Raw genomic sequence first — 22,380 nt, forward strand, 5'->3', positions numbered from 1 at the left:
TTCCCTGAAAACAACAACAAGCAGGAATCCGCAATGACTGAAAAAAGCCTTGCCGCCGGCTCGCTCGGCGGCACTTCCGCTCATGCCCAGCAACGCGCCACGCGCGGTCTCTGGTCCTCGCGCTGGGTGTTCTTTCTCGCTGCCACGGGTTCGGCGGTGGGCCTGGGCAATATCTGGAAGTTTCCCTACATCACCGGGCAGAACGGTGGCGGCGCGTTCGTGCTGGTCTATCTCGCCTGCATCCTCCTGATCGGCATTCCGCTGCTGATGGCCGAGGTGATGATCGGCCGGCGCGGGCGGCAGAACCCCGACGGCGCGGTGGCGCGGCTGGCGCGCGAGGCCGGCGCCAGCACCCGCTGGCGTGTCGCCGGCTGGCTCGGCGGGCTGACCGGTTTCCTGATCCTGAGCTTCTACCTGGTGGTGGCCGGCTGGGCGCTGGCCTACGTGCCGGCGACCTTCAGCGGCGGTTTCGCCGGGGTCAGCGGCGAGGCCAGTGGCGAGCTGTTCGGCGCGTTGCTCGCCAGCCCCCTGCGCCTGGTGGTGTGCGCCACGCTGGTATTGGCCGCGACCATGCTGATCGTCGGGCTCGGCGTGCGCGGCGGATTGGAGCGCTCGCTGCGTTTCCTCATGCCCGGGCTGTTCGTGCTGATGCTGGTGCTGGTCGTTTATGCCGCCATCGAAGGTGAATTCGCCCAGGCGTTGCAGTTCCTCTTCGTGCCCGATTTCTCCGAGCTGACCGCCAAGAGCGTACTGATTGCGCTCGGCCACGCGTTCTTCACGCTCAGCCTGGGCTGCGGCGCGATGATGGTCTACGGCTCCTATCTGCCAGAAGGCACCTCCATCGCCAAGACGTCCGTTCTCGTCGCCTTGGCCGACACCGCCGTGGCGCTGCTGGCGGGAATGGCGATCTTTCCGCTGGTGTTCGGCAACGCGCTGGAGCCGGGCGCGGGTCCGGGGCTGATCTTCGTCACGCTGCCCATCGCCTTTGGCCAGATGCCGCTGGGGCAGGTGGTCGGCGGGCTGTTCTTCGTCATGCTGGTGATCGCCGCGCTGACCTCGGCCATCTCGCTGTCCGAGCCGAGCATCGCGTGGCTGACCGAACGTTTCGGCATGAGCCGGCTCAAGGCGGTGCTGGTCAGCGGCGGGCTGCTCTGGCTGCTGAGCTTGGGCAGCGTCTTCTCGTTCAACCTCTGGGCGGACTATCAGCTCTTCGGCAAGACCTTCTTCGACACCCTGGACTACCTCACCACCAACTGGCTGATGCCGCTCGGTGGCCTGGGCACGGTGCTGTTCACCGGTTGGGTGCTCAAGGAAGCCACTGTCCGCGAGGCCATCGGCCTGCAGCGGGACGGCCTGTTCCGGGCCTGGTGGCTCTTGCTGCGTTTCGGCACACCGCTGGGAATCGTGCTGGTATTTCTGAACCTGGCAGGGATGATCTGATGCCCATGCGACAGGCTGCCGCATCGGCCTGTCAGCAAATCGTTACGCCGCTGGAGCTGCCCGCTCTGCAGTGCTGCCGCTCCAGGCGCTGTAAAGAAATGCTGACGCAACGGGTGCCGGTAACGAGGTCGGCTGCTCCGGGACGCGCTTGTCGCCGCACGCGGGGTGGTTTGAGATGGCTCGGCCTGGCTGCTCGCCAGGCATGGACGTGCCACGGGGTGGGGTGCCGGGCAGACGACTGCCGGCCCGAGCCGCGCCTGGCAGGTATACAATGCGCGCCGTTTTGTCTGTGACCCCGCTGCGTACCGCGCAGCCGCGAGTCGGTCGCGCATTGCCGGGCGTCTGCAAGGCGCCCGGCGTGCAGTCTGCCGCTCGTCCCGGTGTTTCCGCTTTCACTCCGCCGTGTCACGAGCGCGGCGGGTTCGATTTCCGTCACAGATAACAACAAACAGGTGGCGCATGACCCGTGAAAAACCGAAGAACCTCTGGCTGTCCCGCTGGGGCTTCATCCTCGCTGCGACCGGCTCGGCCGTCGGCCTCGGCAATATCTGGAAATTCCCCTACATCACCGGCCAATACGGGGGCGGCGCCTTCGTCCTGATGTACCTGGCGTGCATCCTGGCCATCGGCATTCCGGTGATGATGACCGAGATCGCCATCGGCCGCCGTGGCCGTGGCAGCCCCATCGACGCCATCGGCCGTGCGGTGCGGGAGAACGGTAGCAGCCCGCTATGGAAGGGTGTCGGCGGCATGGCGATGACGGCCGGCTTCCTGATCCTGTGCTTCTATGTCGTCGTGGCCGGCTGGGCCTTCGCCTATACGCTGAAGATGCTCGACGGCTCGCTCGCGGGCGGCTCGGTCGATGCGCTCGCCCAGGTGTTCGAGGCGCACAACGCCAATGCCCTGCAACTTGGCGGCTGGAGCCTGCTGGTGGCGCTGCTGACCTTGTGGATCGTCGCCAGGGGCGTGCAGGCCGGCATCGAGCGCGCCGTGCGCTGGATGATGCCGGGGCTGGCGATCATGCTGCTGATTCTGGTCGGCTATGCCTTCACCAGCGGCGGTTTCGACCAGGGCTTTGCCTTCCTCTTCAGCTTCGACACCTCCAAGCTCACCGGTGAGGCGCTCCTGGCCGCGCTCGGGCATGCGTTCTTCACCCTGAGCCTGGCGTCCGGCGCCATCCTCACCTACGGCTCGTACATCCCCGATGGGCAGTCCATCGCGCGCACCACCTTCATGGTCGCGATCGCCGACACCGCCGTTGCGTTGCTGGCGGGGCTGGCGATATTCCCGATCATCTTCGCCAATGGCATGGACCCGACCGCCGGCCCGGGCCTGATCTTCATGAGCCTGCCGCTGGCCTTCCAGCAGATGCCGTTCGGCACGCTGTTCGGCGTGCTGTTCTTCGCCATGGTGTCCATCGCCGCGCTGACCTCGGCCATCTCGATGATCGAGGCCACCGTGGCCTACCTAAACGAGAAGCACGGCATCAGCCGCCTCAAGGCCGCCATGGGTGCGGGCGCGGTGCTGCTGGTGATCAGCCTGCTGGCGATGCTTTCGTTCAACCTGATGGCCGGCTGGGCGCCGCTGGGCAAGAACTTCTTCGATTGGCTGGATTACCTGACCTCGCGCTGGATGATGCCGCTGGGTGGCATCTTCATCGTGGTGTTCGCAGGTTACGCGCTGCGCAGCGACATCATGCGCGACGAGCTCGGCCTGCCACCGTTGGGCTATGCGCTGTGGTTGTTCATGGTGCGTTACGTCTGCCCGGTGCTGATCACCATGGTCTTCCTGCACGCCCTCGGCTGGCTGGGTTTCGACCCGCTCGCGCGCTGGTACTGGATCGCCGGTGCCATTGGCCTGCTGACCGTGCTGGGCGAAGGCCTGCGTCCACGGGTGTGGCCGGTGCTGGTCGGGCGTAGCGCCTGAGCGATTTCCCGAACGAGGCGCCACGGCAGGGCGGTCCTGGCGCCTTTGGGTTGATAGCCAAGGGCCATGCCGTTTGTCGGCTGGCATGGAAGGGCTTGCTGGAGCGTCCGTCATCCGGCGCTTGCGGGGCGTTCGATCAAGAGCCTCTGGCTCAAGATCGCCGGCCCGGGGCCGATACAAGGTCTCGTGCAGTGGACGCTCAAAGAGGCCAGGGATTGCCGCACTCGATCCAGACCTATCCGGACACGCGCCCATGCCTAGCCGTCTCAAATTCAGCCACAAGATCCTTCTGGCCGCGTCATTGGTCGTGATCGCGACCTTCGCACTGTTTACGCTCTTCAACGATTACCTGCAGCGCAACGCCATCCAGGCCAAGCTGGAAAGCTACCTGGACGAAATGGGCGATGTGACTGCCCACAATATCCAGAACTGGCTGTCCGGCCGTTTGGTGCTGCTGGAGAGCACCGCGCAGACCATCGCCCGCGACAGCTCCGGCCAGGCTGTCGAGGCGCTGGTGCAACAGCCGGCGCTGAGCTCCACCTTCGCCTTCACCTACCTCGGCCGCAACGACGGCGAGTTCATCGTCCATCCGCGTTTCGAACTGCCCGAAGGCTACGATCCGCGCCAGCGCCCCTGGTACAAGGATGCCGTCAATGCCGGCAAGACGACCCTGACCGAGCCCTATCAGGACGCTGCCACCAACGAACTGATCATCACCGCGGCGACGCCGGCAAAGGCGGGCAGCCAGAACCTAGGCGTGGTCGGCGGCGACCTCAGCCTGAAGGTGCTGGTGGACATCATCAACGCCCTGAACTTCGACGGCATGGGCTACGCCTTTCTCGTCAGCGGCGACGGCAAGGTGCTGGTCCACCCCGATCAGAACAAGGTGATGAAGACCCTCGCCGAGATCTACCCGCAGAACACCCCGTCGCTGACCAGCGGCTTCAGCGAAGCCGAGCTCGACGGTCAGGCGCGCATCCTCAGCTTCAGCCCGGTGACCGGCCTGCCGTCGGTGACCTGGTACGTCGGCATCTCGGTCGACAAGCAGAAGGCCTATGCGACGCTCTCCAGCTTCCGCACCTCAGCCCTGGTGGCGGCCGTCATCGCGGTGGTGTTCATCCTCGTGTTGCTGGGCATGCTGATTCGAGTGCTGATGCGCCCGCTGACCGACATGGGTCGAGCCATGGGCAACATCGCCGAAGGCGAGGGCGACCTGACCCGTCGGCTCAAGGTGGAGTCGAAGGACGAGTTCGGTGAACTGGCGTCCGCCTTCAACCGCTTCGTCGAGCGTATCCATGGCTCGATCCGCGAAGTGTCGTCGGCGACTCAGCAGGTCAACGAAGTGGCGCAGCGCGTGCTGGCGGCCTCCAACTCCTCGATGGTCAATTCCGACGAGCAGGCCAGCCGCACCAACAGCGTCGCCGCGGCGATCAACCAGCTCGGCGCGGCAGCCCAGGAAATCGCCCGCAACGCCGCCGACGCCTCGCAGCAGGCCAGCGGCGCCAGCCACCAGGCCGAGGGAGGGCGCAAGGTGGTCGAGCAGAACATCGAGGCGATGAAGCGACTGTCAGGTAACATCAGCGCGTCCTGCGCCCAGATCGAGGCACTGAACAACCAGACCGTGGGCATCGGCCAGATCCTCGACGTGATCAAGGGCATCTCCGAGCAGACCAACCTGCTGGCGCTCAACGCGGCCATCGAAGCGGCCCGCGCCGGCGAAGCCGGGCGTGGATTCGCCGTGGTCGCGGACGAGGTACGCAGCCTGGCTCATCGCACCCAGACCTCGGCGCAGGAAATCCACGGGATGATCGAGAAGCTGCAAACCGGCGCGCGGGATTCGGTGAGCACCATGACCGAGAGCCAGCGTCAGAGCGAGGCCAGCGTGGGCATCGCCAACCAGGCCGGCGAGCGGCTCGAGAGCGTGACCCGAAGCATCGGCGAGATCGATGCGATGAACCAGTCCGTCGCCACTGCGACGGAAGAGCAGACCTCGGTGATCGAGTCGTTGAACATGGATATCACAGAGATCAATACGCTCAACCAGGAGGGCGTGGAGAACCTGCAGTCCACACTGCGGGCCTGTGGGGATCTGGAACAGCAGGCGGCGCGGTTGAAGCAGTTGGTGGGGAGCTTCAGGATCTGATCTGGTGTTTGATGAAAATAAGGGCGCTTCGGCGCCTTTTTTCATTCCGCCGAATTGGCATCGTATATCGGCGCTTTTCGTTGGGGGGCGGCGAGTTCTTGGTCGAGGAGCTTTTTGCGCTTTGCGTTCGCTGAGTGAACCCTTTTGGCGAGTTAGCTGAAGCATTGGTTTCGCCCTGCTGGGCGACTCACTTTTTTCAAACGCCAAAAAAGTAAGCAAAAACGCTTGCCCCTACATCTGGCCCCGGCTGCGCCGGGGTTCCCTCGCTCCAGGCGACGTTCCAGGGGCCCGCCGCGAAGGGCCATCCCTGGCCCATCGCAGCTCTCGCGGCATCCATGCCGCTCAACCCCTTCCAAGCCACCTGCGCNTACATCTGGCCCCGGCTGCGCCGGGGTTCCCTCGCTCCAGGCGACGTTCCAGGGGCCCGCCGCGAAGGGCCATCCCTGGCCCATCGCAGCTCTCGCGGCATCCATGCCGCTCAACCCCTTCCAAGCCACCTGCGCTCGGCCTCCTAAAGGGGCAATTCGGTGGTGGCTGTTGAGCCGTGCAATAACGCCTTTGCGGAGGCCTTCTGTAGGGTGGGTAACGCGAAGCTTACCCACCGATTTTGAGTGCAACGTTCGAGGCCAGTCGCTACGTCGATCGCGGTGGAAAATGCTTTGCAGTTTTCCGCTCTACGAAGCTTTACCAACAGGCGAACTATCAGACGCCGCCGAACGCCCCTTCAGAAGGCCGAATGGAATCCGCGCGGAGGGGTGCGAGCGGCATGGATGCCGCGAGAGGCGTAAAGGGCCATGGATGGCCCTTGTACGCCGGTCCCCGGAGCGCGGATGGAATGAGGGAAGTCTCGCGAAGCGAGACCCGGATGCAGGGGCAAAGCGTTTTTGGTTACTTTTTCGGCGTTTGGAAAAAGTGACTCGCCCAGCAGGGCGAAACCACTGCTTCGATCCACTCGGCAAGCCAACCAAATGGAGAAGACAAAACTTTTGCGAGCAAAAAACAGTGAGCCACCGGCGTCACGGCTTTGGCCGCCGTCAATGCCAATTGACCCATTCCCCACCCCCATGGTCGAGATGAAACCAAGGCCCACCAATCTCGGGCCACCCGATCACAGGAGACCCTCATGAAAGTCCTCATCGTGCTCACCTCCCATGACAAGCTCGGCGATACCGGCAAGCCCACCGGCTTCTGGCTCGAAGAATTCGCCGCGCCTTACTACGTATTCAAAGATGCCGGTGCCGAAATCGTCCTGGCCTCGCCCAAGGGCGGACAGCCACCGCTGGATCCGAAAAGCGATGCGCCGGATGCCCAGACCGAGATGACCAAACGCTTCAAGAACGATGCCGAGGGGCAAGCGCTGCTGGCCAACACCCGAAAGCTGGACGAGGTCTCTGCAGCGGACTTCGATGCGGTGTTCTACCCCGGCGGCCATGGCCCGCTGTGGGACCTGTCGGGCAATCCGACCTCGATCGCGCTGATCGAGTCGTTCATCCAGGCGGGCAAGCCGGTCGCGGCGGTCTGTCACGCACCGGCGGCATTGGTCGCGGTGCGCGGTGCGGACGGCGAATACCTGGTTAAGGGCAAGCGCGTCACCGGCTTCACCAACACCGAGGAAGCTGGCGTGCAGCTCACCGAAGTGGTGCCGTTTCTGCTGGAGGACAAGCTCAAGGAAATCGGCGGTGACTACAGCAAGGGGCCGGACTGGTCGTCCTACGTGCAGGTCGACGGGCTGCTGATCACCGGCCAGAACCCGGCGTCCTCGGAAGAGACGGCCCGGGAGCTGCTCAAGTCGCTCAAGGCGGGCTGAGCGCGTTCAGCCCGCCAGTCCGGTCGGCCAGGTCAGGCTGTTGGCCTGGCTGTAGCTTTCGAATAGCGGCTTGCTGAACAGGTAGCCCTGCATCAGACGGATGCCCTGGTCGTGCAGGGCGCTGCATTCATCCGGGGTTTCGACGCCTTCGGCGATGACCTCGATCCCCAGCTCGCGGCAGATGCCCACGGTGCCGCGGACGATTGCCTGGCGCGAGCGGCTCTGGTCGATACCGCGGATCAGCTCCATGTCCAGCTTGATCAGGTCAGGCTGGAAATCGGCCAGCAGGTTGAGCCCGGCGAAACCCGCACCGAAATCGTCGATGGCGGTGAGAAAGCCGATGCGCTGGTATTCGCGAAAGACCTCGGTCAACCATTTGGCATCGCTGATGCGCTCGCCTTCGACGGTCTCGAAGATGATCCGCTCGATTGGAAAACCGTGCGCGCGGGCGGCTTCGAGGGTCGAGCGGATGCACAATTCGGGGCGGTAGATGGCGTTGGGCAGGAAGTTGATCGACAGCCGGCTTTGCATGCCGAGTTTGGCCGCCGTCTTGATCGCCTTGATCCGGCAGGCCTGGTCGAAGCGGAAGCGGTTATCGTCGGTCACGTTAGCCAGCACACTCGGCGCCGGCTCTCCCGCCACACCGCGCACCAGCGCTTCGTGGGCGTAGACGTCGCGGGTGTGGATGTCGACGATCGGCTGGTAGGCGTAGCTGAAGCGAAAACCCAGGCGCTCACCACTGGCGCAGCTGGCGCAGGCGCCGTGTTCGCTGGCGGGGTGGCAGGCGTACTGGTCTGGGGCTGGGTTACCGCAGGTGTCGCGTTGTGTCATGGCAAGCTCGTCTGAAGCGGTGGCTGGAGCATAGCGGCCGCGTTGGCGGGGGCTGGAGCCCACTCGTCACCCGACTGTTCAGTCACGTCGAAACGGATCTATCGAGCATAGTAGGCCAGAAGTCCCGTCGAAGTGATGGCAAGTTGCTATGACTTGATGTGGCTGGAAGAGTTCCGGCCCCGGATATCAGGCGGGCAGGGCGCATCGGGTACCGATGCGACCTGCCGGCTTTCAGGCCGTGACCCGCGCGATCGCGGCGGCCAGCTGACCCAGCCGCTCGGCATCGAGCCCGGCGATGTTGGCGCGACCGCTTTCGACCAGGTACACCGAATCTTCGCGGCGCAGGCGCAGCACTTGCTCGGCGGTCAGGCCGGTGTAGGAGAACATCCCGCGCTGCTGCGCGATGTGCGCGAAGCGTTCGGCCAGGCCATGCGGCGCGAGCGCATCGACCAGCCCCTGACGCAGCCCGGCAATGCGCTCGCGCTTGGCGGCGACTTCCTGCTGCCAGAGCTGGCGCAGTTCGGGATTGGCGAGAATCATCGCCACGACGGCCGCGCCATGCGAAGGCGGCGTGGACCAGAGGTTGCGCGCCACCGAGGCGAACTGGCTGCGCACGTCGATCAGCGATTCACCGTCGGCGGCTACCACGATCAGCGCGCCGGTGCGCTCGCGATACAGGCCGAAGTTCTTCGAACAGGAACTGGTGATCAGCACTTCCGGCAAGGCATCGACGAACAGGCGGACCGCCCAGGCGTCCTCGTCCAGCCCGTCGCCGAAGCCCTGGTAGGCGAAGTCGAACAAGGGCAATAGCTCGCGCTCGCGAACGATGTCCAATACCTGCCGCCAATCGTCCCGGCTCAGGTCGTATCCGGTGGGGTTGTGGCAGCAGGCATGCAGCAGCACCATGTCGCCGCGAGGGATGCGTGACAGCGTCTCGAGCATCGCCGGCACGTCCAGCCGATTCGCGGCATCCACGTAGGGGTAGTGCTCGACCTTCAGCCTCGCCGCGGCGAACAGGGTTTCGTGGATCGGCCAGGTCGGGTCGCTGAGCCAGAGGCTGCGGCCGGGCAGGCACTTGGCGAGGAAGTCGCCGACCAGCCGCAGCGCGCCGGTGCCGCCGGGCGTCTGGGTGCAGCCGGCACGTTTGTCTACCAGGGCGGGCGAGCCTTCACCGAGCACCAGCTGCAACAGCTGTTCACCGAACAGCGGATCGCCGTGGCCACCGATGTAGCTTTTGGTCTGCTCGCTGTCGATCAACCGCTGCTCGGCCTGTTTTACCGCACGGGGGATGGGCGTGAGGCCCAGGGCGTCCTTGTAGACGCCCACGCCGAGGTCGAGCTTGGCCGGGTTCGGGTCGGCACGATAGGCATCGAGCAAGCCGAGAATCGGGTCGCCGGGCACCCGTGTGACCGTTGCGAAATGCTTCACTTGCGGCCCTCGGCAGTCTTGGCCACCTCGTCGGTGCGTGCGGCCATGATGAAGTCGTTGCGGTGCAGGCCCTTGATCGAGTGGCTCCACCAGGTGACGGTCACCTTGCCCCACTCGGTGAGCAGGCCCGGGTGATGCCCCTCGGCTTCGGCGATCTCGCCGACGGCGTTGGTAAACGCCAGGGCGTGCTTGAAGTTCTTGAACAAGAAGACCTTCTCCAGCTCCATGTGGCCGTCGCGAGTCTCGATGTTCCAGTCGGGAATCTGCTTGATCAGCTCGGCCAGTTCCTCGTCGGAGACCTTCGGTGCGTCGGCGCGGCAGGCTTCGCAGTGGGCTTGGGTCAAAGCGGTCATGGTCGGTCCTTGTAGTGAGGTTGATAAGAGTTAAGCAGCATAGGGTGGACAACGCCGCAGGCTTGTCCACGCGTGGGCTCGGTCCGCGGTTTGCCTGCAGGCCTATGCGCCGATCGGTCGAAACGACCGGCGCCGCCGCGAGACGTCGTCGTGGCCGAACCGACGCGTGGAAACTGCTTCGCAGTTTTCCAGCCTACGCCGCTTTCGGTGGGAACTTCGGCTGGTGCAGGCCCAGGCGCATCGCCTCGTGCACCATGCCCATGATGTCCTGGTGGGCCACGTCGAACAGCCGCTTGAGCTCGGGCAGGACGAAGTACACCGGTTGCAGGATGTCGATGCGGTACGGCGTGCGCATGGCTTCGATGACGTCGAACGGCTGATGTTCGGGCGCATCGGAGAGGCAGTAGAGCGTCTCCTTCGGCGAGGAGAGGATGCCGCCACCATAGATGCGGCGGCCGGCCGGCGTGTCGACCAGGCCGAACTCGATGGTCATCCAGTACAGGCGCGCCAGGTAGACGCGCTCTTCCTTCGTCGCCTTCAGGCCGAGCTGGCCGTAGGTGTGGGTGAATTCGGCGAACCAGGGGTTGGTCAGCAGCGGGCAGTGGCCGAAGATCTCGTGGAAGATGTCCGGCTCCTGCAGGTAGTCCAGCTCTTCCGGGGTGCGGATGAAGGTGGCGACGGGAAAGCGCTTGCTCGCCAGCAGCTCGAAGAAGGTCTGGAAGGGGATCAGCGCCGGTACGCGCGCGACCTGCCAGCCGGTGGTCGCGCCGAGCACGCGGTTGATCTCGTCCAGCTGCGGGATACTGTCATGGGGCAGGGCGAGCTGCTCGATGCCGTCCAGGTATTGCTGGCAGGCGCGTCCGTCGAGCAGTTTCAGCTGCCGTTCGATCAGGGTCTGCCAGACGGCATGCTCGGTCTCGGGGTAGTGGATGTAGCCGTTCGCGTCCGGTTCGCGGGCGACGTAGCGGGTGGTTTTCATCTGGACCTCCTGAGCGGGTGGCCGCCTGAGTCTTTGTTGTTATCGATGGCTCATCTGACCGCGCCGCGGCGGCCCTGGCGAGCCACGTGGCGCCGCGCCGCGCGCTGGGGTTGTGGTCGGCCTGTAATGAAAACCTTACGGCTCGCGCCGCGGCCGCGGATATCACCTTGCTTGGCGGGCTGGCTGTCAAATAATCTTGACGAAAATCGACGGCGGGCTGCAGAAAGTCGCCGCTTCGCATAACAACAAGACAAGGCACCTTGCATGCGTATCAAGATTCTCTGCCAGAACCGCGTCGGCATCCTGCGTGACATGCTCGAACTGCTCGTCGACTACGGCATCAACGTCGCCCGTGGCGAGGTTGGCGGCGAACACGGCAATGCCGTCTACCTGCATTGCCCGAACCTGATGAACCTGCAGCTGCAGGCCCTGCGCCCGAAAATCGAGGCGCTGCAGGGGGTGTTCGAGGTGCGCAAGGTGGGCCTCATGCCCAGTGAGCGGCACTCGCTGGAACTCAACGCGCTGCTTGGCGCGCTGGAGTTTCCGGTGCTGTCGATCGACATGAGCGGTGCCATCGTGGCGGCGAACCGCGCCGCGGCCCAACTGCTCGGCGTGCGGGTAGACGAAGTGCCGGGGATGAGCCTGTCCCGCTACGCCGAGGACTTCGACCTGCCCGCCCTGGTGCGCGCCAACAAGGCGCGGATCAACGGTTTGCGCGTCACCATTCGCGGCGACGTCTTCCTGGCCGACATCGCCCCGCTGCAATCGGAACATGACGACAGCGAGGCGCTCGCCGGGGCCGTGCTCACCCTGCATCGGGCGGACCGCGTGGGCGAGCGCATCTATAACGTGCGCAAGCAGGAGCTGCGCGGCTTCGACAGCATCTTTCAAAGCTCCAAGGTGATGGCGGCGGTGGTGCGGGAGGCGCGGCGCATGGCGCCGTTGGACGCGCCGCTGCTGATCGAGGGCGAGACCGGGACCGGCAAGGAACTGCTCGCCCGTGCCTGTCACCTCTCCAGCCCACGCGGGCAATCACCGTTCATGGTCCTCAACTGCGCCGGGTTGCCCGAATCCATGGCCGAGACCGAGCTGTTCGGCTACGGCCCCGGCGCCTTCGAAGGGGCGCGCCCCGAGGGCAAGCTCGGCCTGCTGGAGCTGACCGCCGGCGGCACGCTGTTTCTCGACGGCGTGGGGGAGATGAGCACGCGGTTGCAGGCCAAACTCGTGCGCTTCCTGCAGGACGGTTGCTTCCGCCGTGTCGGCAGCGAACAGGAGGTCTACCTCGATGTGCGGGTGATCTGCGCGACCCAGCTGGACCTCTCCGAGCTTTGCGCGCGGGGCGAGTTCCGCCAGGATCTCTACCACCGGCTCAATGTGCTGTCCCTGCACATCCCGCCGTTACGCGAATGCCTCGACGGGCTGGAGCCGCTGGCGCTGCACTTCATCGACCAGGCCAGCCGGCAAATCGGTTGCGCGCTGCCCAGCCTGTCCGCCGAGGCCCTGGAGCGGTTGGCCGGGTATCACTGGCCGGGCAACGTCAGGCAACTGGAAAACACGCTGTTTCAGGCGGTGTCGTTGTGCGACGGCAAGCTGATCAGGCCGGAACATATCCGTCTGCCGGACTACGGTACGCCGCCGCCGCTGGGCAACTTCTCGCTCGAAGGCAGCCTGGACGAGATTCTCGGCCGCTTCGAGAAGGCCGTGCTGCAGGACCTCTACGCGCGCCACCCCAGCAGCCGGCAATTGGGCAAGCGGCTGGGCGTTTCGCATACCACGGTGGCGAACAAGCTGCGCGATCATGGCATCGGCAAAGAGGGTTGATCGCTATGGGCGGATAGCTGCCCAAATGCAACATCGACCTGTAGGAGCCAGCTTGCTGGCGATCAGACGTGACGCTGAGCTGTGTCTGATGCGCCGAGGATCGCGAGCAAGCTCGCTCCTACGAAGGGCAAGAGCAAGTTCGCTACGAAGGGTAGCGAGCCGTCCCGCGTCCGCTTAATGAACCGCCTGGGTCACCGCGTCGATCAGCGCCTGCAGGTCGATCGGCTTGCGCAGGTGCAGGGTGAAGCCGGCGGCCTTGGCCTTTTCCACGTCGCGCAGGGTGCCGTAACCGGTCAGGGCGATGCTTGGGGTATGCCGATTGGCGCCCTGCTGGCGGATGCTGGCCATCATCTTGTGCCCATCGATCTCGGGCATGCCGATGTCGGAGACGATCACGTCGAACTCGTTTTGCGTGGCGACCTCGATACCGCGTGCGCCGCTGTCGGCGGGGGTGACGACCGCCCCTTCGCTTTCCAGGAGTTCGCACATGGTTTCGAGGATGTCCGGCGAGTCGTCGACCAGCAGGATGCGGATGCCCGTCAGGCCGCCGTTCTCGCCGCCATTGGCCGACTCGCTCAGTTCCAGTTCGGCCTGCAAATGAATAGGCAGCCAGATGCTGAACCGCGCGCCGCGACTGATGCCTTCCGAGTGGGCCTCGATGCGGCCGTTGTGCGCTTCGACCAATTGCTTGACCAGCGCCAGGCCGATGCCCAGCCCGTGCTTGGAGCGTTGGGCGTGCTGCATCTCGGCCTGGCCGAACATGTCGAAGACCTTGGGCAGGAAGTCGGCGCTGATGCCCTCGCCGGTGTCGATGACGTCGAGGCGGGCCAGGTCACCCTCGCGTTCGAGCTGCATGCAGATGCGCTCGCCGCCCTTGGTGAATTTCCAGGCGTTGTTCAGCAGGTTCCAGATGATCTGGTCCAGGCGTGTCGGATCGGCTTGCACGTAAACCGGCTGTTCCGGTTTGTACACGTCGAAGGTCACGTTCTCGGCCTGTGCCAGCGGGGCGAATACCGCCTCGATCCCGCGCAATACGTCCTGGTAGTTCAGGGTCGAGAACTGCAGCTTGAGCTTGCCGGTACGGATCCGCGAGACGTCCATCAGATCGTCGATGATGCGCGATTGGCTGCGCACGGCGTTTTGGATCGACTGCGTCGCCTTGCGCAGGTTGGGGTTGTTCTTCGCGACCTGAGAGCGGGCAACCAGGTCGGTATTGAGCTGGATGAGGTTGAGCGGGTGCTTGAGCTCGTGCGATAGCACGGCGAAGAACTGATCCTTCTGCAGGTTGGCGGCCTGGATGCTCTCCAGCTCGCTTTGCTGCGCGGAGCTGCGCTGGCGCTCTTCGGTGAGGTCGCGGGCGATCTTGGCGAAGCCGATGACCTTGCCCGTGCCGTCCACCAGCGGGTTGAGCAGGCCGCTGAGGAAGCAGCGGCTACCATCGCGGCGGGCGTGCCAGCGCTCGTCCGTGGCTTGGCCGTGTTCGAGCGCCCGCTTGCGCTCGGCCTCGGGAACGCCGGCCTGTCGATCCTGTTCGGTGTAGATGATGTCCACCGTCTGGCCGAGCACTTCGGTTTCGCGGTAACCCAGAATCAGCTCGGCGCCGCGGTTCCAGGTGGTGACCAGGCCGTCGCAGTCCAGCGTGACGATGGCGTAGCCCTTGGTGCTCTGCGCCAGCAGCTTGAGGTGGGCTTCACCGGCGCGTAGCTCTTCCTCGGCCCGGCGCCGGTCGCTGATGTCGATGAAGGTCAGCACGGCGCCTTCGATGCGGTCGTCCAGCGTGCGATAGGGCAGGAAGCGCGCCAGATACCAGTGATTGGTCTCGCGGTTGCGCACTTCGCGCTCGACCAGGTGCAGCTCTTCGAAGGCTTCGGCGGCGTCCTTGGCCAATAGCGGGTAGTCCAGTCGGTGGGTGATGTCGAACAGCGAACGGCCGGCATCGTTGCCGATCACATTGAAAATGTCCTTGGCGCGCGGGGTGAACCACTTGATGCGCATCTTGCGGTCGACGAAGACCGTGGCGATGTCGGTGGAGGAGATCAGGTTCTGCAGGTCGTCGTTGATCTTGCTGGTCTCGTCGACCTTGGTCTTGAGCTCGTAGTTGACCGTGGTGAGCTCTTCGTTGATCGACTGCAGCTCTTCCTTGCTGGTTTCCAGCTCCTCGGTGGCCGAGTGCAGTTCCTCGTTGATCGCCTGGAGCTCCTCGTTGGAGGCGCGCAGTTCCTCGGTGGAGGTTTCCGAGTGCTCCATGGTGATCTGCAGGCGCTCCTTGGTGTGCTGCAGTTCCGCCTCGAGCTGGGTCAGCACGCTGTTCTTGGTGTCCGGCTCCTCCAGCGTGCTGCTGTCCATGCAGGCTTCGACTTCATCGAAGAGCACCAGGGTGTAGTCGCTGCCGACTTCGTTGTCGCGGAACGGGCGCACCACCATGTTCACGTAGTAGCTGCGGCCGTCACGTTCCAGGCGCACGCGGCGCGCCTCCACGCTCTTGCCGGTATGGCTGGCCTGGTACAGCGCGGTGCGCAGTTCGAGGCGCAGCTGCGGATGCACCAGGGTCGTCAGGTTCAGCGAGGGTTCGCCGCCGACATAGCGCAGGAAGTTTCCGGCGCGGTCGGACATGTGCACGATCTCCGCGTCCTGATTGACGATGACGCTCGGCGGTGCGTACTGCTCCAGCGCGCGCTGGTGGACGTCGGCAAAGGAGAACTTGCGGTGGCGTCGGTGTGGCTCGCTGAACGGCGGGCGCGGCGGTGTGGTGAGGGCGAAGCCGTGCACCGGGCCGATGGGGGCGTGGCGCTGGGATGTGCCCACTTCCTTGGCGCGGTAGATGCGGTTCTTCTTGTCCACCGCGGTGAACAACTGGCTGCAGACGTCGGCGGTTTCGGAACTGCCGAGAAACAGATACCCGCCGGGGTTGAGGGCGAAGTGGAACATGCGCAGCACTTCGATCTGGATGTCGCGGTCCAGGTAAATCATCAGGTTGCGGCAGGAGATCAGGTCGAGCCGCGAGAACGGCGGGTCGCGCAGAATGTTGTGGCGGGCGAAGAGGATCCGCTCGCGCAGCTCCTTCTGCAGGCGCAGCTGGTTCTGTTCCTTGACGAAGTACTGGCGCAGCCGGGCCGGGGTGACGTCGGTGACGATGGCCTCGGGGTAGACGCCGGCGCGTGCGGTTTCCAGGGCGCGGTCGTCGATGTCGGTGGCGAACAGCTGGGTCTGGATGTTGACCTTGGCACCGCTCGCGACCGCCTGGTCGGCCAACAGCATGGCCAGCGAATAGGCTTCCTCGCCGGTGGAACAGGCCGCCGACCAGACGCGCAGGGTTTTGTCGTCCGTGGCGAGCTTCTGCTCGAACAGCGCCGGGAGGATGTCGTGCTCCAGCGCCTCGAAGGCCTCGCGGTCGCGGAAGAAGTTGGTCACGCCGATCAACATGTCGGCCAGCAGCGCCGGGGTTTCCTCCGGGCTGCCCTGTAGGTAGCGGGCGTAGCTGGGCATGTCGGGCACGGTGTTGACCTGCATGCGCCGCTCGATGCGGCGCAGCACCGTGGCCAGCTTGTAATGGCGGAAATCATGACCGGTGCGGGTGCGCAGCGCAGCGAGGATTTCACGCAGCGCTAGCTCATTGGGCTTGGACTGGGTCTGCGCCTGGATGTACTCCATATCGCCCGGCACGGCCGCGGTGTGCTCGCTGTCCTCGGGCGAGGCAACCGGGCGGAACTGCTCGAGCAGCGTTTGCATGTTGCGGCGCAGTTCGACCAGCTTCTGCGCGATGTCGGCCACCGGCAGAACGATGTCGACCATCCCGGTTTCGATGGCGCTGCGCGGCATCGAGTCGAACTCCGCGTCGCCGGGTTCCTGCGCCAGAGTGATGCCGCCCTGTTCCTTGATCCGCGACAGGCCCACCGAGCCGTCGGCGCCGCTGCCGGACAGCACGATGCCGATGGAGTGGGTGTGATGGGTGTCGGCCAGGGTACGGAAGAACAGGTCGATGGCCACCTGCGAGCCGCGCTCGCGCTGCGGCTTGGTCAGGCGCAGGTAGCCATCGTTCATCGACAGGTCCAGCGCCGGGGGAATCACGTAGATGTGGTTGCGCTCGATGGGCGTCGGCTGGGTGACCTGCCGCACCGGCATGCGGGTCACCTTCTGCAGGATCTCGTCGGCCTTGCTCTCGTGCTTGGGCGAGAGGTGCATGATCACCACGAAGGCCATGCCGCAGTCGTTCGGCATGCTTTCGAAGAGGGTCAACAACGCCTTGAGACCGCCCGCCGAAGCACCGATGCCGACCACTGGAAAATTCAGGTTGCTTCGGGTCAGGTTGCTGTTCTTCGGCCTGGACGTCTCGGGGCTGGTGCTCATTGAATCCTCGGCGTTTATTGGGGCTATTTTCCAGCGGCACAATGGACTGACAGCGAAACAGGTCAGGGAATCCACCAACCCGTTGCCGTGCTGCCAAACGGATGATAAGGCTTTGTGAAGGTGAATACCCAACCGCACCGGAACCGGACGGGTCAGCACTCGATGATGTTCACCGCGAGGCCGCCGCGAGCGGTTTCCTTGTATTTGCTCTTCATGTCGGCGCCGGTCTGGCGCATGGTGCGGATCACCTTGTCCAGCGAGATGAAGTGCCGGCCATCACCGCGCAGAGCCATGCGCGCGGCGTTGATCGCCTTCACCGCGCCCATGGCGTTGCGCTCGATGCAGGGGACCTGCACCAGCCCGCCGACCGGGTCGCAGGTCAGCCCGAGGTTGTGTTCCATGCCGATCTCGGCGGCGTTTTCCACCTGCTGCGGCGTGCCGCCGAGCACTTCGCACAGCGCGCCGGCGCCCATCGAACAGGCCACGCCCACCTCGCCCTGGCAGCCCACCTCGGCGCCGGAGATCGAAGCGTTCTCCTTGTAGAGGATGCCGATGGCGGCGGCGGTGAGCAGGAAGCGCACCACGCCGTCCTCGTCCGCGCCCGGGACGAAGCGCATGTAGTAATGCAGCAGCGCCGGAATGATGCCCGCCGCGCCATTGGTGGGCGCCGTGACCACGCGCCCGCCGCTGGCGTTTTCCTCGTTGACCGCCAGCGCATAGAGATCGACCCAGTCGAGCACGTTGAGTGCATCGCGCAGGTTGGCCTCGGGGTGTTCGCTGAGCTGGCGATACAGGCCCGCCGCGCGGCGGCGCACCTTGAGGCCGCCGGGCATGACGCCTTCGGTACGGCAGCCGGCCTCGACGCAGTCCTGCATGACCTGCCAGATGCGCAGCAGGCCGCTGCGGGTCTCGGCTTCCGGCCGCCAGACGGCCTCGTTGGCGAGCATCAGCTGGCTGATCGACAGCCCATGGGCGGCGCAGTGCTCGAGCAGCTCGGCGGCACTGCGGAAGCGGTAGGGCAGGGGCGTGCGGTCCTCGACGATGCGGTCATGGCCGGCGGCTTCCTCGTCAACGACGAAACCGCCGCCCACCGAGTAGTACTCGCGGCTGCGCAGCTGCAGACCAGCGGCGTCGAAGGCGCGGAAGATCAGACCGTTGGGGTGGTAGGGCAGCGGCCGGCGGATGAATTTGAGGTCATCGTGGATCACGAAGCGCAGCGTCCTTTCCCCAAGCAGGCGAAGAACGTCCTCTTCACGCATCCTGGCCAGCCGCTGCGGGATGCTGGCGGTGTCTACCGTCTCGGGGTGTTCGCCTTCGAGGCCGAGCAGCACGGCCTTGTCGCTGCCGTGGCCCTTGCCGGTGGCACCGAGCGAGCCGTACAGCTCGACCTTGATCCCCGCGGTCGCCTCCAGTAGCTCATCACGCCTGAGCCCCTCGGCAAAGCGCAGTGCGGCGCGCATCGGCCCGACCGTGTGAGAGCTCGAGGGGCCGATACCGATCTTGAACAGGTCGAATACGCTGAGGGACATGCAGGGCTCCGAGGCGGGCAGACGCTAGACAAGCCTAGACCCGAAAGCGTACGTGCAGTTGCCACCGGCAGGCAAAAGAGCGTCGCCGCCGCAAAATCCTTCGTTTCGCTAGGTCTTGAGGCTGAAGCCCGAACCGCCCCAGGGGTTGGCTTCCAGGCTGTTATGCACGGCGGTGGCCGCCTGCGCCGCCTGGCCGATGGCGACGCTGATCTGCTTCAGTCCGAGGGTCACATCGCCGATCGCGTAGAGGCCCCGCAGGGAGGTCTGCATACGGCTGTCGACATCGATGCCGCCGCATTCGTCGCATTCGAGCCCGAGCTGCACGGCCAGGTCCGAGCGATATCGAGCGCCCAGGCTCGGGTAGATGATGTCGAAGTGGTGCCACTCACCGCCGCAGGTCAGCAGCTCGATACCGGTGTCGCAGGGGCGCAGCGATTCCACGCGGTCGCTGATCAGGCGGATGTCGTAGTGCTGCGCCAGGGCAATGGCCTGCTCGCAGGCGTTGGGCTCGCCATGGACCACCACCGTCACGCTGTCGGTAAAGGTGCGCAGGAACACCGCGTGAGTGATGGCATTTTCCGCTTCGCCGTAAACCGCCACCTTGTGCCCGTCCACCTCGTAGCCGTCGCAGATGGCGCACAGGCGCAGTTTGCCGGCACCGATGGCCTGCTCCACGTCAGGCATGTCCGGCAGGGTGTCCTCGATGCCCGTGGCGAGGATGATGCGTCGGGCCACGCAGTGGCGGTCACCGTACTGCACGCTGAACCCTTCGGCGTGCGGCTCGATACGCTCGACCCGGCCCTGCTCCAGCCGCGCGCCATAGCCGCTGGCCTGCTCGCGCAGCCGGGCCAGCAGGTCATTGCCGTTGATGCCCGGTGGAAAGCCCGGGTAGTTGTGCGAGCGCGGAATCCACGATGCACGGCTCGAACCCGCGTCCACCACCAGGCAACTGCGGCGAAAGCGTGCCAGATAGAGCGCGGCGGTCAGGCCGCCCGGGCCGCCGCCGACGATTAGGCAGTCGATCGCGGGCAGGTCTTTCGGGGGCGTGGCATGAATGTCAGACATGGCGATCGGGTCGTGGCAGTGTGTTGCCTGTAGAAGTGACGGCCCGTTCGAAAGTTTCCACTGTCCGATGAGCGCGAGGTCTCGTTTTGAACGACCCGTCGCGCTCAAACCCTTGTGCCAGAGCCTCTGATGACGAACACTGCGGCCCGCTGACCGATGGGTCCTATCCGTACCCGGCGGTCATCGCCATTCCAATAAAGACCAGCGCGCGACCGCGTCGCCGTACCTGGTCACCTCGCAACACCTTCACCGCGTGCCACACCCGGCGCCGGTTGAACCATATCCGATTGCAATACACCACTCGAACGGGGCTCACGAGGCGCCGTCTCGGGTCTATTTCCCGTGGGGGTAGAAATGTTCAAGTCGTTGATTGTGGCGCCCTGTACGGCGCTGTTGCTGATGCTGGCGCCACTGGCTGTCGAAGCCGCAGAGCCCATCGTGATCAAGTTCGCCCATGTGGTTGGCGATGACACGCCCAAAGGCAAGGGCGCCCTGTTGTTCCAGAAGCTGGTGCATGAGCGGCTCGCCGGCGAGGTGAAGGTCGAGGTCTACCCAAATTCCTCGCTGGTCGGCGACGCCGAAGAAATGCAGGCGCTGCTCGACAACAAGGTGCAGATGCTGGCGCCGTCCCTGTCCAAGTTCACCGAGTTCTCGCCGAAGCTCGAAGTCTTCGACCTGCCGTTCCTGTTCGATGACGAGGCCGCCGTGGCGCGCTTCCAGAAGCGCGAGACGAGCCGCGAGCTGCTGCGCTCGATGGCGACGCGCGGGATCTACGGCCTGGCGTACTGGAACAACGGCCTCAAACAGCTTTCGGCGAGCCAGCCGTTGCGCAACCCCGACGATGCCGCGGGCCTGGCCTTCCGCATCCAGCCCTCGCCGGTGCTCGAGGCGCAGTTCACCGCGGTCGATGCCAAGCCCGTCCGGCTGCCTTTCGCCGACGTCGCCAAGGCCATGCAGAGCGGGGCGGTGCAGGGCACAGAAGGCCCCTGGTCGAACATTCGCGGGCAGAACGCGGGCGTCAAGCAGAGCTACGTCACCGAGACCAACCATGGCGTGCTCAACTACATGCTGGTGACCAATTCGAAGTTCTGGACGGGCATCCCGTTCGCGGTGCGTTCGGAGCTGGACAACATCATTCTCGAGGTGACGCAGACGGTGAACGCGGAGGCGGCCGCCATCAACCAGCGCGAGCGCGAGCGCCTGCTGGCCAGCGGCAGCACCACACTGGTCACGCTGACACCCGAGGAGCGCCAGGCCTGGCGCGAAAGGATGCAGCCAGTGTGGAAGACGTTCGAGGCGCAGATCGGTGCCGACGTGATGCGCGCTGCGCTGACCGTCAACCGTCGCTGACGGCGCGGGCGCCGGAGCAATCCGGCGCGACTCCGGCTCGGCCTCAGCGCCGGAGCCAACCCCATCGCGGCCGATCACTGCAAGCCCTTCCGGTGCCTCGTTTTGAGAGCTGGTTGGGGTTTCCGGACTTGTGCCGGGCTCGGTGATGGCGAAGACTTTCCCCCGGTTGGCTTGGGTTTCGACCGCCAACCTCATATCGATAAAGGCCAGCCGCCGACCGCCGCAATCGGGTTGATCTGGCCACCCAGAACGCAGAAGAAACGGACCGGCTGTGCCAATGCAGCCCGGCCCTGTCGCCATTGATAAACCACTCGAACGCACTCACAAGGTGCCTTCGGGATTTTCCCGTTGGGGGTCAGATGTACAAGTCTTGTGTTGCTGCGGTGCTCGCAGCCCTGTATTGGTTGAGTGCCCCGGCGAGCGCCGCCGAGGGTGAACCGATCGTCATCAAGTTTGCTCACGTGGTGGCCGACGACACGCCCAAGGGCAAGGGCGCGCTGATGTTCCAGAAGCTGGTAGAGGAGCGCCTCGCCGGCAAGGTGAAGGTCGAGGTCTACCCGAACTCGACGCTGGTCGGCGATGCGGACGAGATGCAGGCCCTGCTCGATGGCAAGGTGCAGATGCTGGCACCGTCGCTGTCGAAGTTCGACAAGTACACCAAGAAGCTGCAGGTGTTCGACCTGCCGTTCCTGTTCGATGACGAGGCTGCGGTGCAGCGCTTCCAGAACCGTGAGACGAGCCGCGATCTGTTGCGCTCGATGGCCGACTCGGGGATCTACGGCCTGGCCTACTGGAACAACGGCCTGAAGCAGCTTTCGGCCACGCGCGCGTTGGTCAATCCCGAAGACGCGGCGGGTCTGGCGTTCCGTATCCAGCCCTCGGCCGTGCTCGAGGCCCAGTTCAACGCCGTGGGCGCAAAGCCGGTCCGGCTGGCCTTCTCCGAAGTGTACAAGTCGCTGCAGAGCGGTGTGGTGCAGGGCGCCGAGAACCCCTGGTCGAACATCGTCAGCCAGAAGATGAACACCGTTCAGCCGTTCATCACCGAGAGTAATCACGGCGTGCTCAACTACATGCTGGTGACCACGTCCAAATTCTGGATGAGCATGCCGTTCGCGGTGCGTTCGGAACTGGAGAACATCGTGCTGGAGGTTACCCAGACGGTGAACAAGGAGGCGGCGGCGCTGAACCAGCGCGACCGCGAGCGCATCCTGGCCAGTGGCACCAGCAAGCTGATCACCCTGACCCCGGAGCAGCGCCAGGCCTGGCGCGAGAAGATGATGCCGGTGTGGAAGGCGTATGAAGCGGACATCGGTGCCGATGTCATCCGCGCGGCCATGACCGTCAACCGTCGTCGCTGATCG

Annotated in this window: 14 protein-coding genes; 7 read left to right on the forward strand and 7 right to left on the reverse strand. The window is 65.0% G+C overall.

From position 1 onward, the window contains the following. Nucleotides 1–33: 33 nt before the first annotated feature. The 4 genes from MST27_RS10305 (at nucleotide 34) to MST27_RS10320 (ending at nucleotide 7,316) form a co-directional block, all read left to right on the forward strand. Nucleotides 34–1,440 carry a sodium-dependent transporter gene (locus tag MST27_RS10305; protein ID WP_243605878.1) on the forward strand — a complete coding sequence of 469 codons (1,407 nt, stop codon included), beginning with the start codon at nucleotides 34–36 and terminating at the stop codon, nucleotides 1,438–1,440. Nucleotides 1,441–1,899: 459 nt separating this feature from the next. Beyond that, nucleotides 1,900–3,366, forward strand: coding sequence for a sodium-dependent transporter (locus tag MST27_RS10310; RefSeq protein WP_243605879.1), 1,467 nt, complete (start codon nucleotides 1,900–1,902; stop codon nucleotides 3,364–3,366). Nucleotides 3,367–3,619: 253 nt separating this feature from the next. Then, nucleotides 3,620–5,509, forward strand: coding sequence for a methyl-accepting chemotaxis protein (locus MST27_RS22770; protein WP_243605880.1), 1,890 nt, complete (start codon nucleotides 3,620–3,622; stop codon nucleotides 5,507–5,509). A gap of 1,123 nt (nucleotides 5,510–6,632) precedes the next feature. After that, the gene (locus MST27_RS10320; protein ID WP_243605881.1) at nucleotides 6,633–7,316 is read left to right on the forward strand and encodes a type 1 glutamine amidotransferase domain-containing protein; all 684 of its coding nucleotides are present in this window, start codon (nucleotides 6,633–6,635) and stop codon (nucleotides 7,314–7,316) included. 6 nt (nucleotides 7,317–7,322) lie between these two features. On the opposite strand, the gene rimA is transcribed toward MST27_RS10320, so the two are convergent. The 4 genes from rimA to phhA form a co-directional block, all read right to left on the reverse strand. Then, entirely contained in the window at nucleotides 7,323–8,147 is an 825-nt protein-coding gene (gene rimA, locus MST27_RS10325) for a S6 modification regulatory phosphodiesterase RimA (RefSeq protein WP_243605882.1), read from the reverse strand. Between the two features lie 231 nt (nucleotides 8,148–8,378). After that, on the reverse strand, nucleotides 8,379–9,575 hold the full coding sequence (locus MST27_RS10330; RefSeq protein ID WP_243605883.1) for an amino acid aminotransferase: 1,197 nt from the start codon (nucleotides 9,573–9,575) through the stop codon (nucleotides 8,379–8,381). Beyond that, nucleotides 9,572–9,928, reverse strand: coding sequence for a 4a-hydroxytetrahydrobiopterin dehydratase (locus MST27_RS10335; RefSeq protein ID WP_243605884.1), 357 nt, complete (start codon nucleotides 9,926–9,928; stop codon nucleotides 9,572–9,574). Before MST27_RS10335 ends, MST27_RS10330 begins: the two co-directional genes overlap by 4 nt. Nucleotides 9,929–10,121: 193 nt before the next feature. After that, the gene (phhA, locus tag MST27_RS10340; protein ID WP_243605885.1) at nucleotides 10,122–10,907 is read right to left on the reverse strand and encodes a phenylalanine 4-monooxygenase; all 786 of its coding nucleotides are present in this window, start codon (nucleotides 10,905–10,907) and stop codon (nucleotides 10,122–10,124) included. Nucleotides 10,908–11,171: 264 nt separating this feature from the next. On the opposite strand from phhA, the gene MST27_RS10345 reads away from it, so the two are divergent. Beyond that, nucleotides 11,172–12,728, forward strand: coding sequence for a sigma-54-dependent transcriptional regulator (locus MST27_RS10345; RefSeq protein WP_243605886.1), 1,557 nt, complete (start codon nucleotides 11,172–11,174; stop codon nucleotides 12,726–12,728). A 174-nt stretch (nucleotides 12,729–12,902) separates the two neighbouring features. On the opposite strand, the gene MST27_RS10350 is transcribed toward MST27_RS10345, so the two are convergent. The 3 genes from MST27_RS10350 to MST27_RS10360 all read right to left on the reverse strand — a co-directional run bounded on the left by MST27_RS10350 (nucleotide 12,903) and on the right by MST27_RS10360 (nucleotide 19,669). After that, nucleotides 12,903–17,075 (reverse strand): CheR family methyltransferase, encoded by a 4,173-nt coding sequence (locus MST27_RS10350; RefSeq protein ID WP_243605887.1) that lies wholly within the window; start codon nucleotides 17,073–17,075, stop codon nucleotides 12,903–12,905. 152 nt (nucleotides 17,076–17,227) lie between these two features. Beyond that, nucleotides 17,228–18,604 carry an L-serine ammonia-lyase gene (locus tag MST27_RS10355; protein ID WP_243605888.1) on the reverse strand — a complete coding sequence of 459 codons (1,377 nt, stop codon included), beginning with the start codon at nucleotides 18,602–18,604 and terminating at the stop codon, nucleotides 17,228–17,230. 108 nt (nucleotides 18,605–18,712) lie between these two features. Beyond that, a complete protein-coding gene (locus MST27_RS10360; protein WP_243605889.1) occupies nucleotides 18,713–19,669 on the reverse strand; it encodes an NAD(P)/FAD-dependent oxidoreductase in 957 nt (318 codons plus the stop codon). Between the two features lie 354 nt (nucleotides 19,670–20,023). Between MST27_RS10360 and MST27_RS10365 the strand changes: the two genes are divergently transcribed. Next, a complete protein-coding gene (locus MST27_RS10365; protein WP_243605890.1) occupies nucleotides 20,024–21,019 on the forward strand; it encodes a TRAP transporter substrate-binding protein in 996 nt (331 codons plus the stop codon). A gap of 359 nt (nucleotides 21,020–21,378) precedes the next feature. Next, complete coding sequence (locus MST27_RS10370; RefSeq protein WP_243605891.1) at nucleotides 21,379–22,377, forward strand: TRAP transporter substrate-binding protein; 999 nt, start codon at nucleotides 21,379–21,381, stop codon at nucleotides 22,375–22,377. Nucleotides 22,378–22,380: the final 3 nt, after the last annotated feature.

It is taken from the genome of Stutzerimonas marianensis, assembly GCF_022810315.1.
Classification (GTDB): Bacteria; Pseudomonadota; Gammaproteobacteria; order Pseudomonadales; family Pseudomonadaceae; genus Stutzerimonas; species Stutzerimonas marianensis.